The 15,423-nt window shown below is 28.1% G+C and carries 13 protein-coding genes and 1 pseudogene; 9 read left to right on the top strand and 5 right to left on the bottom strand.

Features of this window, described 5'->3' with window-relative positions; genetic code table 11:
* Nucleotides 1–357: 357 nt before the first annotated feature.
* Both AC2FB1_RS09145 and AC2FB1_RS09140 read left to right on the top strand, forming a co-directional pair.
* Nucleotides 358–1,719 carry an SLC45 family MFS transporter gene (locus AC2FB1_RS09145; RefSeq protein WP_490674915.1) on the top strand — a complete coding sequence of 454 codons (1,362 nt, stop codon included), beginning with the start codon at nt 358–360 and terminating at the stop codon, nt 1,717–1,719.
* 306 nt (nt 1,720–2,025) lie between these two features.
* A pseudogene (locus tag AC2FB1_RS09140) lies at nt 2,026–2,381 on the top strand (transposase); the annotation flags it as partial.
* 1,239 nt (nt 2,382–3,620) lie between these two features.
* Here the strand turns inward: AC2FB1_RS09140 and AC2FB1_RS09135 are convergent.
* From AC2FB1_RS09135 to AC2FB1_RS09125, 3 genes are all read right to left on the bottom strand, one after another.
* The gene (locus AC2FB1_RS09135) at nt 3,621–4,469 is read right to left on the bottom strand and encodes a replication initiation protein (RefSeq protein WP_490674913.1); all 849 of its coding nucleotides are present in this window, start codon (nt 4,467–4,469) and stop codon (nt 3,621–3,623) included.
* 214 nt (nt 4,470–4,683) lie between these two features.
* Nucleotides 4,684–5,922: an ArgE/DapE family deacylase gene (locus tag AC2FB1_RS09130; protein WP_490674912.1), complete on the bottom strand. Its 1,239-nt coding sequence runs from the start codon at nt 5,920–5,922 to the stop codon at nt 4,684–4,686.
* A 273-nt stretch (nt 5,923–6,195) separates the two neighbouring features.
* Nucleotides 6,196–8,760, bottom strand: coding sequence for a CDP-glycerol glycerophosphotransferase family protein (locus tag AC2FB1_RS09125; RefSeq protein WP_490674910.1), 2,565 nt, complete (start codon nt 8,758–8,760; stop codon nt 6,196–6,198).
* Between the two features lie 111 nt (nt 8,761–8,871).
* On the opposite strand from AC2FB1_RS09125, the gene AC2FB1_RS09120 reads away from it, so the two are divergent.
* From AC2FB1_RS09120 to AC2FB1_RS09090, 7 genes are all read left to right on the top strand, one after another.
* Entirely contained in the window at nt 8,872–9,039 is a 168-nt protein-coding gene (locus AC2FB1_RS09120) for a hypothetical protein (protein WP_186329975.1), read from the top strand.
* A gap of 515 nt (nt 9,040–9,554) precedes the next feature.
* Nucleotides 9,555–10,127 (top strand): TetR/AcrR family transcriptional regulator, encoded by a 573-nt coding sequence (locus AC2FB1_RS09115; RefSeq protein WP_490674909.1) that lies wholly within the window; start codon nt 9,555–9,557, stop codon nt 10,125–10,127.
* Between the two features lie 82 nt (nt 10,128–10,209).
* Nucleotides 10,210–11,163 (top strand): thioredoxin-disulfide reductase, encoded by a 954-nt coding sequence (gene trxB / locus AC2FB1_RS09110; protein WP_011152944.1) that lies wholly within the window; start codon nt 10,210–10,212, stop codon nt 11,161–11,163.
* Nucleotides 11,164–11,371: 208 nt separating this feature from the next.
* On the top strand, nt 11,372–12,031 hold the full coding sequence (locus AC2FB1_RS09105) for a carboxymuconolactone decarboxylase family protein (protein WP_011152945.1): 660 nt from the start codon (nt 11,372–11,374) through the stop codon (nt 12,029–12,031).
* 165 nt (nt 12,032–12,196) lie between these two features.
* Nucleotides 12,197–12,337, top strand: coding sequence for a hypothetical protein (locus AC2FB1_RS09100; RefSeq protein ID WP_186329977.1), 141 nt, complete (start codon nt 12,197–12,199; stop codon nt 12,335–12,337).
* A 57-nt stretch (nt 12,338–12,394) separates the two neighbouring features.
* Complete coding sequence (gene trxA, locus AC2FB1_RS09095) at nt 12,395–12,709, top strand: thioredoxin (protein WP_011152946.1); 315 nt, start codon at nt 12,395–12,397, stop codon at nt 12,707–12,709.
* A gap of 61 nt (nt 12,710–12,770) precedes the next feature.
* Complete coding sequence (locus tag AC2FB1_RS09090; RefSeq protein WP_490674908.1) at nt 12,771–13,091, top strand: thioredoxin family protein; 321 nt, start codon at nt 12,771–12,773, stop codon at nt 13,089–13,091.
* A gap of 143 nt (nt 13,092–13,234) precedes the next feature.
* Here AC2FB1_RS09090 and AC2FB1_RS09085 read toward each other — a convergent pair whose 3' ends face one another.
* Together AC2FB1_RS09085 and AC2FB1_RS09080 are read right to left on the bottom strand one after the other, a co-directional pair.
* On the bottom strand, nt 13,235–13,588 hold the full coding sequence (locus AC2FB1_RS09085; protein WP_490674907.1) for a GNAT family N-acetyltransferase: 354 nt from the start codon (nt 13,586–13,588) through the stop codon (nt 13,235–13,237).
* A 234-nt stretch (nt 13,589–13,822) separates the two neighbouring features.
* The gene (locus AC2FB1_RS09080) at nt 13,823–14,686 is read right to left on the bottom strand and encodes a replication initiation protein (RefSeq protein ID WP_490674906.1); all 864 of its coding nucleotides are present in this window, start codon (nt 14,684–14,686) and stop codon (nt 13,823–13,825) included.
* Nucleotides 14,687–15,423 lie beyond the last annotated feature (737 nt).

Below are 15,423 nucleotides of genomic sequence, written 5' to 3'. Positions count from 1 at the left end.
TATTCTATAAAAATATACTACAATCCAAAATACGAGCGTTTATTACGTGAAATCAACTATACACGTTTTGAATGAATAAGTACAGCATTATTTTGAAATTCAGCATAATTTCTTTTGGAAATATTAATAAATTCTTTAATGATGGTATTTAAGTATTAGTTAAAATACTTAAATCAAGTAATTACGATATATATGAGATTGGAAAATAAAATGAACGCTGATTTATTTATAGGAAATGCAAGAACTGAAAAATGTTATAATTACAGTTGAAAACGATTCCAATAAATCGCTGTTTGCTATAGTCATTTAATTCAATAATTAAATAGCTATAGCAAGTAATAAATAGGAGAGATAGAAATGAAAGATACAGATCAAATACATACTAAAAATACTGAAGAACAAGGTATTACACTACCCTATTTAAAAAAAGCAGTTATTTTTTCTATTACATTTGGCTTCTTCGGAGTAAACATGGCATTTGCACTTCAATCAGCAATGATGGGAAGAATATTTCAAACGCTCGGCGCCGATCCTAATAATTTAGGTTGGTTTTTTATTTTGCCGCCATTAGCAGGAATGATTGTACAGCCACTTATTGGATACTATTCTGATAGAACTTGGACTAGATTTGGACGTCGGATGCCGTATCTTTTAATTGCTGGTCCCATTGGAGCGATCGTATTAGTCCTACTACCTAATGCAGGTTCGTTTGGATTTGGATATGCATCACTTATGGCGTTGTCATTTGGTGCAATCATGACGTTACTTATGGATTTGACTTCAAATGCGTGTATGCAGCCCTATAAAATGATTATTGGAGATATGGTAAACGAAAAACAAAGAGATATGGCCTGGTCATGGCAACAAATCTTCTCAAATTTAGGTGGTATTATTGCTACACTATTACCATTTTTACTAACAATGATGGGAATGAGTAATGTAGCGCCTAAAGGGGAAGTACCGATGACAGTAAAAATAGCTTATTATATTGCAGCAGCGGTATTACTCATTGCTTCTATTTGGACGGTTCTTTCCGTTAAAGAATATGAACCTAAAACATATAACTATTATCACGGCATTTCAGATGACAATAGGAATGAGAAATTAAATTTATGGCAACTGTTAAAAACTGCGCCTAAACAATTTTGGCAAATTAGTGTAGTTCAATTTTTTAACTGGTTCGCATTAATGTATCTCTGGACGTATTCAACAGGTGCAATAGCAAAAAATGTATGGAATGCAACAGACCCTTCTTCAGCAGGATATCAAGCAGCAGGGAACTGGTATGGTGTTTTATACTGTATACAATTTTTAAGTTCAGTTATTTTTGGTTTTGTCATTGCAAAATCTAAACCCTCTCAAAGAAAATTCTGGTATAGTTTTGGATTAATTTTTGGTGGATTAGGTCTTATTTCAATGTTCTTTATTCATAACCAATGGTTACTCATTATTTCATTTATATTTATTGGTATTAATAACTTAACGATGAATACTCAACCATTTACACTATTAACCGAAGCAATTGATGGAGAAAATTCAGGTGCTTATCTAGGTTTATTTAATACAAGTATTTGTCTACCACAAATTGTCGCTTCTGTAGTAAGCTTTGTACTTTTCCCACTATTAGGAAGTTCGATGCCAGCGATGTTATTATTTGCAGGAATCATGATGCTTCTGGGTGCAATCTCAGTTAAATTTATTAACGCAAAATTTGAATGAGATACTAAAAAATAATTTATTTATAATTTGTAAGAGACTGGGACATAATTTCTAGCAAAATAGCCAGTAAATGAGTTTATTATAAACTCATTTACTGGCTTCTTTATTTACAATACTGCGTATTGTTTACTCGATTTCTTAGGAGACAACTTCCACCTGTCCTATTTCCTCAAGAGTCTCGCGAAAATACTTTGTCTTTATGTATAATTTTAAATTGAAATACTTAAAAAATAAGGTTCCTTCGTATAATTTAATAAGCACTAACAAACTAAATTAAAGAGGTAACTTAAGTATAAATATTATAACATGACTCAACTTACTCTACCAATGGAAACTTCAGTTCTTATTCCTACATATGATATGTCAATGATATTGTTGAAACAATTTCCGATACTGAATTCGATGAATTCAGACATCATCGTGGCACGACATCTTATCATTCTAAAATGATATTGAAAATAGTGTTATATGCCTAAATACAATCTGTATTTTTTGGTAGAAAAATTGCTTAATGATAGTATTCAAATGATGCGGCTTTCACAAAATCAAACACCTTCTTATAAAACGATTAATCGATTTAGAGTCGATCTCAAAATAGATACTTTATTAGAATCTTTACTTATTCAATTTTTCATAGTCCGTGTTTAAAACAAAATTTTATAAGGGAAGTCAATATAAGAAAAGTAGCAGCTCAATGAGCTGAAAATAATCAAAAAATTTATAAAAAAGACAATTTCTATATTATTTCAATAGAAATTGTCTTTTTTCACTTATCCAGAAACTTTATGTTCCAAACTTTTTTCTTCTTTGAATTTATAAGAACGAGGTTAAATCATGAAACAATAAGAGAAACACTATACACAGTATAACATAGCATTTATACTGAGAAAAGTTAGTTAAGAATTTGATAAGTCTCAACGTCAATAAAGCAAAAAATAGTAGAGTTGTATCTACTCTCTTTATGATATAAATAAGAAAATCTTTTAAAATTCTTTATTTGTTTTATTAGGTTTGAGCAAAATATAGAATATTTTATTGTGTGTTGGAATTAGCCATTAAAAAAACATGAAAATATACTATAAAGTTCTTAGATTAACTGATAGACAAGCAAAGAAACGACGCTGAAATTGTTCAAGATTTATAATGTGAGCTCAAAATTCAGTGTTTTTTTATACTTTTTGATTCCGTAGGAACTATGAAAGGTAACCATGATGGTTCGTTAGTTTTTATGTCAATTTTAAATTAAGCACATATTTGCGTGTTAAGAGCTATAAAATTATTTTAATTAATATTTATATATAAAATCCCTAAATACTCTCAAAAGTACCTTGAAATTACAAATAAGGATAGTATAGTTTTTTGTATATCTTTATCGTTTTTTTATTTAGTTTAATAGTTTTGATGTTTGCCACTGGTTTATAACCAACTTGTAGTACTTTTTGTTCTTCTTTTCTATTATATAAAAAGTATAGATTATGTAATGAATTGGCTAAAGAGGATGAAAAAAGATTAGTTATCAAAATAAATAATAAATATAAAAGATTACTAAATGAATATCATATACAAAGTGAATAACGATAATTAATTATATCCACTAAACAAAAAGAGAGAAACGCCGTCAAACCAGTGTTTCTCCCTTTTATGTGAATTCATGGACTATTTACTCTAAATACATACCCTCTATCGCACGTTTTTATGCATTCTCATGAGTGAAGTTTCTGTGATAAGAAACTTCACTTTTGTGTACAAAGAAGGTATGATGGTCAAATAAAAATTACACTTTTCATGATAACAAGCGCCCCACAAAGCTTTGTGGGGCGCTTGTTCAAACCATACTATACTTCCCTTTAATTTTAATATACAACACTTTTTATTATTTGTAAAAATTTTGGTATTGCTTATTATTCTTTCCAATCGACTTCAAGTTGTTTTAAAAATGCATTTCGATCTTGTTCTAATTGAGGATCATATTTATTGTTTGTTTGTCTTTTATATGTTTGCTCTTCTAGCCATTGTGGTGTTTTCTCTCGACTTATGAATTGTTTTTGTTTACCTATATCTTTCATTTGAGGTTGTCTCTTACTGTGAATGCGTTGCTCAGCGTCAAAAGTAAACTCTAACCATTCTATTTTACGTTCTTTTTTCGCTTTGATTTTATTGATATGTAGATTATTAAAAATAAAACTTAATTCTTTAATTATAGGGGTTAATACTTTTTGATTAACGTTTGTCATCCTATAAGATTTCGGAATATCTAAACGCTCTCTAAAATCATCAATTTTAATTTTTACGTATCCCGTATGTTTATACTGTTTAAGTATTCTGAACATATGTTTAGAATATGTAGATTTAAGGTGTGTCATCTCTTGTAGCTCAAATTTAGTAAAATTACTAGTTAGTGAATTAATAATATGTTCTAAATCCGGATTAACAGCAATAGAAACGTATTCTTCGTCTTTATAAATTTCAACTTTAGTAAAAAGCACAAACCTTCTAATGACATTCTCAGTTTCTTCTCTATATGTTAAAGAAAAAATTTTATCATAGAATTTTTCTAAATCTTTAATAAATAGTCTTTTATCATGACTATAATAATTACTTAATTCTTTTAATTCTTCAAATGGTATATTCACAGTTAAATTGCCTTTATCCTTTAATTTATTACACAAAGTAAAGAACAAATTAACTTCTGTATTATTAAATTTTCTCAAAGGAACTAAGTTCAAAACTATTAAAGTTTCAGCAACCAAAATAAAAATACCTCCTACTCGAATTTTGGAACTTTGAGCAAGAGGTATACGAAAAACAAGAGCGTGATGCTTTATCAAAATATTATTCTTTCAAAGAATAATATAACAATAAATTCGTCTATAATATTGACGAATATACTAATACAATAAAAACAATTTTTTATAAATTCCTAAAAGGAAAAAGTGTAACTAAAAATCACTTCTTTATATATCTTTAATATTCACTAATAAATGTTTCTAACAGATTAATATAATAATCAATAAAGTTTAAATAATTTTCTTTTTCAACACATTCATCTATTTGATGTGGACCTATACCTGGGCCGAAAACTAAAAATGGAAAATTTTCATCCTTGTCACGCATTAAATTAGAAGCATCGGTAACACCAACAGTTGGTGTTATTATTAATTCATTTTCACTGTGAAAATGTGCTCGTGCCTTTTCATAACCTATTTCAACTAATTTATTGTTTCCTGTTGTAACAACCGGATCTAGATCAAGAAAAATTTCCTTTGATAACTTGGCTCCATTATCATTAGCTTTTTGTAAATGTTTATTAAATAATTCTTTAACTTTATTATTGTTATATTCTGGTATCGTACGTACATTAAATTCAGCAAAAGCAGAATCTGGCACAGAATTAACTTGTGAACCGCCATTAATAATACTATTTGTTATAACTAATCCTTCAATAAGCTCTTGTGCTTGTTCTTGAGTAATATCTTTTGGAAGTTCATTACCTAGTGTTTTAATCATATTACTAAAATCTAAAGATTTTCCCTTAACGGACTTCGTTAAACCACTATATTCCTCATTAATATTTTGAATAAAACTAAGTAAAGAATTAATTGCATTTTCTCCTAAGAAAGGAGCAGAACTATGAGAAGATTTACCACTAGAAGTAATTCGACAATCCATTGAACCTTTATGTCCATATACTAAACTTGGATAAGATGGCTCAGCAATAAGCAATGCATCCAAATCATCACAATAGCCTTTTTCATAAAGTTGTCGTGAACCAGATTGTTCCATTTCTTCACCAACAGTTGCCATAAATTTAATAGTTCCCTTACTTAAATCATTATTTTTTTTAATTTCAATAAGTGCAATTGCTAATGCCGCTAATCCGGATTTCATATCTGCAGCACCACGACCATATAAAAATCCATTATCTTCAGTTAATTGAAAAGGTTCAAATGACCAATCTTCATAATTACCTTCATTTACAACATCCATATGACCTGAAATACCAACAACTGGTTTTCCAGAACCAATAGTAGCTATTAAATTAGCACGTCCTTTTGAAACTTCATCAACTTGAGAATCAATATTATATTTAGAAAACAACTTTTTTAAATAATTAGCAACTTCTAATTCGTTATCATTTACAGTTTTAATCTCAACAATATCAGATAAAATTTGTATTCTATCTTCTTGCGTTAATACATTCATCATCTACCCCACCTTTAATAAAATTTTTCCCTATAATAACCTTATAAAAACATTATTATATTCAAAAATTAATACGTATAAACCTTTCAATTTTACAATGCAAAATTGAAGTTTAGTAATTATTTTCTTTGCTAGCTACATACGTAGTAGAGTCTCCGGCTTGTTGGGGATATTCCTCACCCCCCTATGTTTTTGCTTACGCAAAAAAAGAGTGGCTAAATGCTAGCCACTCATAGTTTAAACCTATTAAATTAACAAATAAAAATATAGCTGTTAATGTTCATTGATTTTATTTAATATTGCGTTATAAACTCTTTCATTATTTTTATGATCAATATGATCAAAAATACTACTTAAATTAGTATCTGAAACTAGATTTCCTTCATAAATAGTTTTTTCGATTTTATTTAATAATTCGGTTTCATTATAAGCAATATCTCCGATAAACGTTTCAGCAACAGGTCTTAAAATACCCTTTCTAAAAAACCTATCAACATCAAAATGATAAAAAATTACTGGTTTTTTCATGTAAGAAAAATCGAAACTAACGCTACTGTAATCTGTAATTAAAATATCATGTTCAATTAGTAAATCTTGAACAGTTTTTTCTCCTAAGGTTATATAATTAATCTTTCCTTCAGTTTTATCTATATGATATTTGAAAAAGCTTTGAGATCTGTAGTGCGGATAAAAATTGATTTCAATGTTATGATTTTTAATTAATGTTTCAAGCTTGTTATTACGAATTAATTCTAAGTATCTTTTCATATATTCACTATTATTAAATGCATATTCACTATTTAACCAATCTCTCCACGTAGGCATAATCAATATTTTTTTAACTTTATTTTTAGGATTTAAAGGCAAGTTATCAAATCTTGGTAATCCTGTAATAGCTACGTCCTTTGCATCATAACCTAATTGATTAACAACAACATCATATTTTTCTTGAGTGCTAGAGACATTAAATAAATGAAATGGAAGATCATAATATGCTTTATCATATTCAACTTTTTTTCTGCCTAAAACGCCATGTTGTAAGAATACTTTTATACTATTTTCATAATTCCAAAAGTTTCTAGCAGTCTTATAAGGGAGAATGTTCTCTAAATCATGTGTAGAGATTAGAACATTCGCTTTAGCAGCAACTTCAAAATGCATTTTAGAACCAAAGGTAACGATATTGTTTAAATGTTTAATTCTATGATAGTCTTTGGACTCTTCATCAATAACGTAATAGGCCTCTATATCTGTATTTTCTTTTAACCATTTAAAAAGTTGAATACCATTATCTTGAGCAGTATCTGTTCGCTCTCCAATTAGCCAAACATTATTTTGTTTTTTGCCATTTTCTAATATTTCATATTGTTCATGTGTTAATTCAAATGACTCAATTTTTATATTTTTAAAAGGAGTTAAAGTCATCATATAATACACTTGTTTGTTATCTGATTTTTGTTTTTTTAATGTAATATAATTATCTTTTTTATATATTCCTTCTCTATACTTTATTTTTTCTTTTCGAATTAAAGTCGGACCATCATATATGGAAATAAAAATATCAATTATATTTTTAGAAGATGTTCTTAAATGCTCAATTTCATCATATGGAATCTTTATATTTTGCTCTCCTCTATGAATTTCCATTTCATAATTATTATGTGATGATCTTTCTTCGAATGTTATAAAATACTGAAAAGTATCATAAATCTTATTAGGTTGTAGGTAAACGTTTAAATTATCTTCATCTAAAGAATTAATACCTGATTTGATTTTAGGTTTTGAATTAACGATAGTAAGTCCATTTTTATTTTTTATATTAATTTGATGTATTTGATCGTTTGAATTGTAATAATCTATAAAAGGCACTTTTTTTCTGTTATTTAAGATATAAACTTTTTTATCTTTATTATATTTATCATGATAAATGGCTATTATTTTTTTGTTTTTCATATTTTCAAAGTCACTAATTACTATTTTTGAGAAAACTTTCGAATTATAGATATTTGTTTTTAAATATTCTAAATTTGTTAAATCACTATCTATTAACCCCAAAGATTCTAGTTCATAATTAGTATCTATATTTTCAATAGTCATACCAATTCTTATGGAAGTTTCGTTTAATAAAGAATTCGCAGAAAATTGAGTTACTTTTAAAGTATTCATTAATAGATTTAGGTTGTTATCGCACCATTTATAACTCATAAATAGATAATTAATTTTTTGACTTTGTATAAATTGAGGGCGATAAATCATATTATTTAATACAATATAGGCAACATATTTTGTTTTCTTAATGACTTGAGAAATTAAAGATAAATTTATTTTATTATTTAGTATAGGTATCTCAAATTGTTGATTATCATTTAATAAAATTATTGACGAAATTACTTCATCAGTATTAAGAGAGGCATATTCATTATTGATTTGAGAAATGTGTATTTTTTTATTTTCATTTGCTAAATTAAAGTTAGTTTTATACCTAGTTAATGTTAAAGATTTATCTACTTTAACTATATAAATCTGGTTATATAATTCTAAAACATTATCAATATTTTCATCGGCCACAAGCCATAGCAATTTTTTTTTGTAATAAAAATTGAATGTAACTTTAGCAGTTGAAAAATTTTCTAAGTCTATTTTTATGTAAAAAGTGTTTCTTGATAATTTTACATAATCGAAGGGTACTTCTCGAAATTCATTTTTTATGTAAAAATCATCTTTATTAAAATGAATAAAATTTGTCAATTCGAATTCCATTTCTACATTTCTTTTATTTACATTGATTTTATATAATTGAAATTTTCTTCTTAGCATTGTGCTTATTTTATGTATCACTATATTACCACTTTCAGTTTTTTTATTTTATTAGAATTTAATATAATATATATTTAATGAGTATTATAATCTATCATACATATAAATTGAATAAAAAGGAGAAAATAAAAATTGAAAAATATCTTACTGTTAGTTACTTCTCTTTTAGGAACTTATTATTATTTAAAGTATAAAGAAATTAAAAAAATGTATTCATACGAATTAATTGATATTGAATCGAAAGAAGATTTATTAGAACAAAGAGGCCAAGTAGAAGAAGGTGAGATACCTTACACTTAGTTAGTTTATTAATATTGTAAAACCAGTCCATACATTTTAGATAATTTATAGTCTTAAAATGTATTCAACATACAAACTCACTACCCATAATCATCTATTATGTAAATTATCTTTTCAGTCGAAGTGTTGTTATACCGCGTTTCAGGTAATTTTATTCATAAAAAACATCGTTGATTTGACAGTATTTTGGACGTTAACCGTGGTTAGCGTTTTGTACTTTTATTTAATTTCTGTCTATGTAAGAAGTTTAGAATGTTTGTTCTATTTTTTGGTTTCAATATATAACAAATGATTAATTTTGTAAAAAGTAATTCTTTGAAAATTTAACTTTGGGTAATGCAGAAATTAAGAATCTTAAATCTTTAATTGATAGTGATTTGAAAACTAAAACAGGTGAAAAAATCTAAGGCTTGATTTTCATTTTAGAAAGAGTTATCATATTTTTGTACCAACCGGTAGGTTTATGGTGGGGTTAAGTATGAATATTTCTTTTAGTGATAAGGGGGGAAGAAAGTATGTCAAAAAAAAATGAAATATTAACTATTGCTCGGGAAGTTATACATTCAAAAGGTTACAAGGCTACTTCTATCAGCGACATATTAAATGCTGCTGATATTGGAAAAGGACAATTTTACTATTACTTTTCCTCTAAGAGAGATTTAGGTTTAGCAGTAATAGACGATTTAGTTGAAGATTGGACTGAACAACTAATAAACAATAAACTTCATAAAAGTGAAAATCCTAAAGAGAATTTAAATGCTATGCTAGACTGGACCTTTAAATATCATGATGATATGAATTCAAAAGCTGGATGTCCTGTGGGAAATCTTGCAATTGAAATGAGTGAACATGACGAGATTTTCAGAGAAAAAATACAAGTATTTATTGATAAATGGATACTTTCAATGAAAGAAAATCTTGATCGCTTGAAAGAACAACAGTTTATAGAAAACTTAGATACAGAAAAACATGCGCAGGCTATTTTTTCAGCTATTGAAGGTGCAATTATGTTGACTAAAGTACAAAAGAGCGTTGAATATTTAAAAAATGTGATTGAAATTATAAAATGGCAATATAATTTATCATAATTTATCATTTTCATATTATCGATTGTTAAATTTTGACATTCAGATAATATGAAAAATCATTTAATGAATGGAGGCAATATAAATGGCTGAACAAGTGGATTTTGATGTTGCAATTATTGGCGCTGGACCAGCAGGTATGACAGCTGCTGTTTATGTATCACGTGCAAACTTAAGTACTGTAATGATTGAACGTGGTATGCCAGGCGGTCAAATGGCAAATACAGAAGAAGTTGAAAACTTCCCTGGTTTTGAAATGGTCACAGGACCAGATTTATCAACAAAAATGTTTGAACACGCGAAAAAATTTGGTGCTCAATATCAATATGGTGATATCAAGTCAGTTGAAGATAAAGGTGACTACAAAGTCATCAACCTTGGAAATAAAGAAATAACAGCACGCGCAGTGATTATTTCAACGGGTGCTGAATATAAAAAAATTGGTGTACCAGGCGAACAAGACCTTGGTGGTCGTGGTGTAAGTTATTGTGCTGTATGTGATGGTGCATTCTTTAAAGGGAAAAAATTATTCGTTATCGGCGGCGGAGATTCTGCAGTTGAAGAAGGAACATTCTTAACGAAATTTGCTGATAATGTAACTATTGTTCACCGTAGAGAAGAATTACGTGCACAGAAAATCCTACAAGATCGTGCATTTAAAAATGATAAAATCGACTTTATTTGGAGCCACACATTAAAAACAATTAATGATAAAGATGGCAAAGTAGGATCTGTAACGTTAGAATCAACAAAAGATGGTTCTGAACAAACATTAGATGCAGATGGTGTGTTCATCTATATCGGTATGAAACCATTAACAACACCATTCTTAGACTTAGGTATTACAAACGACGTAGGTTATATCGAAACAAATGAAGATATGAGCACAAAAGTATCTGGTATCTATGCAGCTGGTGATGTGCGTGATAAAGGCTTACGTCAAATCGTAACAGCTACGGGTGATGGTAGTATTGCTGCACAAAGTGCCATTGCTTATATTGAACATTTAAATGATCAAAGTGAGATACTATCTATTTAATCCTTATTTTTAAAATGAAAGACTAATTTATTGCTTTTAAATTTAGAATAAGTTATTGTATTTTATGTACCGACCGGTAGGTATTTCGTATTAGGAACTATAATAATCTACCGAGGAGAAGCATAACAATTGAAAATAACACATAAAAAGATTTAGCTTTAAAATAATTGTACCAACTAGTAGGTACACAATTAAGGGAGTTTTTGAAATGTTACAAAATGATAGTTTATACAAGAGGTCCCATACAAAAAGATTGGTTGAATTCACAAAACTTTCTCATGATTCTTTTAAAAGCTTTATAGAATTTGATCATCAAGTTTTATCAGAAGGTCATTTAAGTAAAAAGTTTAAAGAGGTTATCTCAATAGCAGTAGCACATACAACTGGATGTCCACATTGTATTGATCACCATGTTAAGCAGTTTAAAAAATTAGGTGGTACAAAAGAAGAAATGGCTGAATCAATTATGGTAGCAACTGCATTAAAAGCTGGTTCTGCTATGGCACATAGTGTTAATACGCTAAATGCATATGACGAAATTGAAGATGACGAACTATATAAAGCTTCTTATTTTAAAAGGTTGAAAGAACTTGGACAATTAGATGGAGAACGTTTTAAAGCATTTATAAACTTTGATCAACAAGCAATGAAAGCAGGACTATTAACTGTTAAAGAAAAAGAATTAATTGCAATTGCAGTGGCACATACAACAGGCTGTCCATATTGCATCGATATTCATACTAAATCTGCTAAAAAAGCAAAAGTTACAAAAGAAGAAGTTGCGGAAGCAATATTAGTAGCAACGTTATTAAAAGCAGGTTCTGCAATGTCCCATGGTGTTAATGCCTTAAATGCATACGATGAATAAATAACTTACGTGGCATACCCCATTGATTATAGGAGGAAATTATAAATAACAAACAACAGTTCGAACCTTTATTCCAACCATTTAATCTAGGAAATTTGAACTTAAATATTATCAGCTAATAACAAAAATCATGAAATAAAAGAGGGAAATCTTGATGTTTATAATTTGAATGTGACTTTTAACGTAGATACTGAAATAGAAGATTTAAAAATCGAGGAATTGATGCATGATGCTTTATCAATTTCTGTAGTAGGAAATACTATACAAAGTAAAGTTCAAATAAACCCTGAGTATAAACGTAAGTAGAGTTAGTAATTGAAAATGAGAACTAACTGAATTCAATTAAAAGGAGATTTAAAAGATATGGCAACAATAACAGTAACTGAAAAAACATTTAATAAAACAATTGAAAAAGGCGTAACACTTGTAGACTTTTGGGCAACTTGGTGTCCGCCTTGTCAAATGCAATCACCTGTATTAGAAGAACTAAGTGATGAGTTGGAAGGTAAAGTAATAATTGGAAAAGTAGATGTCGATGAAGAAAAAGCTTTGGCTGCTAAATACCAAATTCAGAGTATACCAACACTATTAATCTTTAAAGATGGTGAGTTAGTTAACACTTTAATTGGTTTTAATCCTAAACCAAATTTAGAAAATGTATTAACTAAATATTTGTAGTTAATTTTAAATTGGAGGAAATTGATAATACAAAAATAACTTTAGAAGGAGCTGTATAAGGATGGAAAAAGTGATGAGTTATAATGACTTACTGTACAAAATAGATAGAAACGATAAGATACTATTATATGTAATGTCTGAAAATTGTAGTGTTTGTCATGCTGATTTTCCTAAAGTAGAGGCATTAGATAAAAGGTATAATTTAAACAGTTTGAATATTATGGTTAATGAGATACCAGAAGCAGCTGGTCAATTATCACTATTTACAGCTCCAGTTGTTATTTTATTTTATAAAAATAAAGAAATGCATCGACAAGCAAGAATTATTGATTTTGAAGAATTAGAGTATCGTATTAAACAATTAAATGAAATTGAAAGTTAGTACATGTCAAAATGCTCTCCTAAATTCTTTGGAAGAGCATTTATTATTTAGAATCTAAAAAGCATTTATATCATCGATGATTACCAAAAGATATATTAAAAAGGAAGTCTCTTTTAATACATATCCTTAGAATATTAGTTGTTTTATTTAAAATTTTGCCACTCTTCTCTTAAAATACCCATTTGTATGGCATCATAGAAATTCCCTTCAACTACTCGTCCTTTACGTATACGTGATTCTTCTATCATTCCAGCTTTACTCGCTACTTTCATCATTCTGATATTTCCTGACCATGTTGAAATACCTATTCTATTAGCGTCAGTTTCTTTAAAAAGAGAATTAATCCATTCTTTAAACACTTGAGAACCTAGCCCCTTTTTCCAATTATCATTTTTGTATATTACAATATCACATTCTAACCATTTGGATTTCTTGTCTTTCCAATAAGAAGTAACTACACCTAAGAAAGTTTCTTTATATTTAATTTTTAAATTCACTGAACGTAAATTTTTCTTCTTCGATATATGGTCCGTTCCATTCCTTAGCTTTTTGTAATGGCTCTAAATATTTCCAATAATAATAACGCTTAAACGTTGATTTAACAATGTTTAAGCCCTCTTCTCTTAGTTAACATAATTAGTGCTTATAGGTAATCTTTTACCATTCCCTAATGCCCCTCTTTCGCCACACCTTTCACACATTGTATGGCTCTACAGGTCCTATCATAAATGTTACTCATCCCAATCAATTTTAAGTTGTTTTAAAAAAGCTTCCCGATCCTTTTCGAATTGAGGATCTATGTCAATTTTACCTTCTTTATTATATGTATGATTTTCTAACCATTGTGGTGTTTTTTCTCTACTAATATATTGTTTTGAACCCACTGTATTTTTACTTTTAGCATACTTTTTATTATAAATACGATTTTCAGGTTCGAATATAAATTCTAGATATTCTATTTTACGTCCCTTTTTTGCTCTAACTTTATGTATCTTTAACGCTTTAAAAATATGACTGAGTTCGTTAATAATAGGTTTTAATACATTCTTATTAATATCGGTCATTCTATACGATGTTGGAATATCTAATCGCTCTCTAAAATCATTTATTTTCATTTTTAAATAACCTGTATGTTTAAACTGCTTAAGTATTCTAAACATGTTTTTAGAATACGTTGATTTAAGCGTCGTCATTTCTTCTAGTTCAAATTTTGTAAAATTATTCGTAATTGAATTAAGTATATGCTTTAGATTAGGGGATGTTGAAATCTCTAAATATTGTTCCTTTTTATGAATTCTATAATGATTAAACAATACAAAGCGCTCTATGATATCATCATCTTCATACTTAATTGTTAATTCCAACATTTTTTTGTATACATCATCCAAATCTTTCACAAATCTATTAATATTACGCGTTTTAGGATTATAGTTACTTAATTCTTTTAATTCATCAAAAGTCAGATGTAACGTATAGGTGTCTTGTTCTTTTAACTTATTGCACATCGCAAAAAACAAATTAATTTCTATGCTTGTAAATTTTCTTAATGGGACAAGGTTTAGATCATTTTTATATACAACTGTTTCACCAGACATTTTATCATCACTCCAACAGTAACTGCATCATATAAAGGAGTACTAAAAAAATGAATACTCCCTTATACCAATTGAATATAAGCATAAAACACTTTTATAGCGGCGTCAATGAATAAAAGGAGTGATGATATTTAAACTACTCCTTTTATGTGGCAAAACTACTCCTTTTATGTGGCAAAACTACTCCTTTTATGTGGCAAAACTACTCCTTTTATGTGGCAAAACTACTCCCTTTAACACCTTGAATCCATTGTCTCTCTAAGTATAAAACAATCCCTAAAAAGATTTTAAAAATATTTATAAAAATATATTAAAAAGAGCGACGTTTATAAGACAGTAGCCACGATGAAAAAAGATTTGTAAATACCATGTTATATACATTTATACTTATATGGTTATTTATATATGTATCATTACACCACTATTGTACAATTTAAAGTACGTTATAAGGTAGTACAGTTTGAATTAATAAAAAACATCAACTCGAAGTATAGACGTATCTCCTAAGCATACATCTATAGAAAAATATAAGTCTTATGTTTATATTGGTGGATTTGAAAGTTTATTCATGAAAATAGAAAGGGAATAACTTTCTAATGCTGGACTAGTCCACTTTTTTGCTTTCATCTTAATAAATACATAAATGAAGTAATTATTATTGAGTTCGGGACATAAAGTATCTGGATAAGTGAAAAAAGACAATTTCTATTGAAATAATATAGAAATTGTCTTTTTTA

This window comes from Staphylococcus sp. CoH_129_LAB_1, from assembly GCF_058191515.1.
This window is presented reverse-complemented; position numbering and strand designations above follow the sequence as displayed.

Coding starts and splice junctions, on each gene's coding strand:
- trxB (WP_011152944.1), top strand. CDS start 10,210: ATGGCTGAACAAGTGGATTTTGATGTTGCAATTATTGGCGCTGGACCA.
- AC2FB1_RS09145 (WP_490674915.1), top strand. CDS start 358: ATGAAAGATACAGATCAAATACATACTAAAAATACTGAAGAACAAGGT.
- trxA (WP_011152946.1), top strand. CDS start 12,395: ATGGCAACAATAACAGTAACTGAAAAAACATTTAATAAAACAATTGAA.
- AC2FB1_RS09130 (WP_490674912.1), bottom strand. CDS start 5,922: ATGAATGTATTAACGCAAGAAGATAGAATACAAATTTTATCTGATATT.
- AC2FB1_RS09115 (WP_490674909.1), top strand. CDS start 9,555: ATGTCAAAAAAAAATGAAATATTAACTATTGCTCGGGAAGTTATACAT.
- AC2FB1_RS09105 (WP_011152945.1), top strand. CDS start 11,372: ATGTTACAAAATGATAGTTTATACAAGAGGTCCCATACAAAAAGATTG.
- AC2FB1_RS09080 (WP_490674906.1), bottom strand. CDS start 14,686: ATGTCTGGTGAAACAGTTGTATATAAAAATGATCTAAACCTTGTCCCA.
- AC2FB1_RS09090 (WP_490674908.1), top strand. CDS start 12,771: ATGGAAAAAGTGATGAGTTATAATGACTTACTGTACAAAATAGATAGA.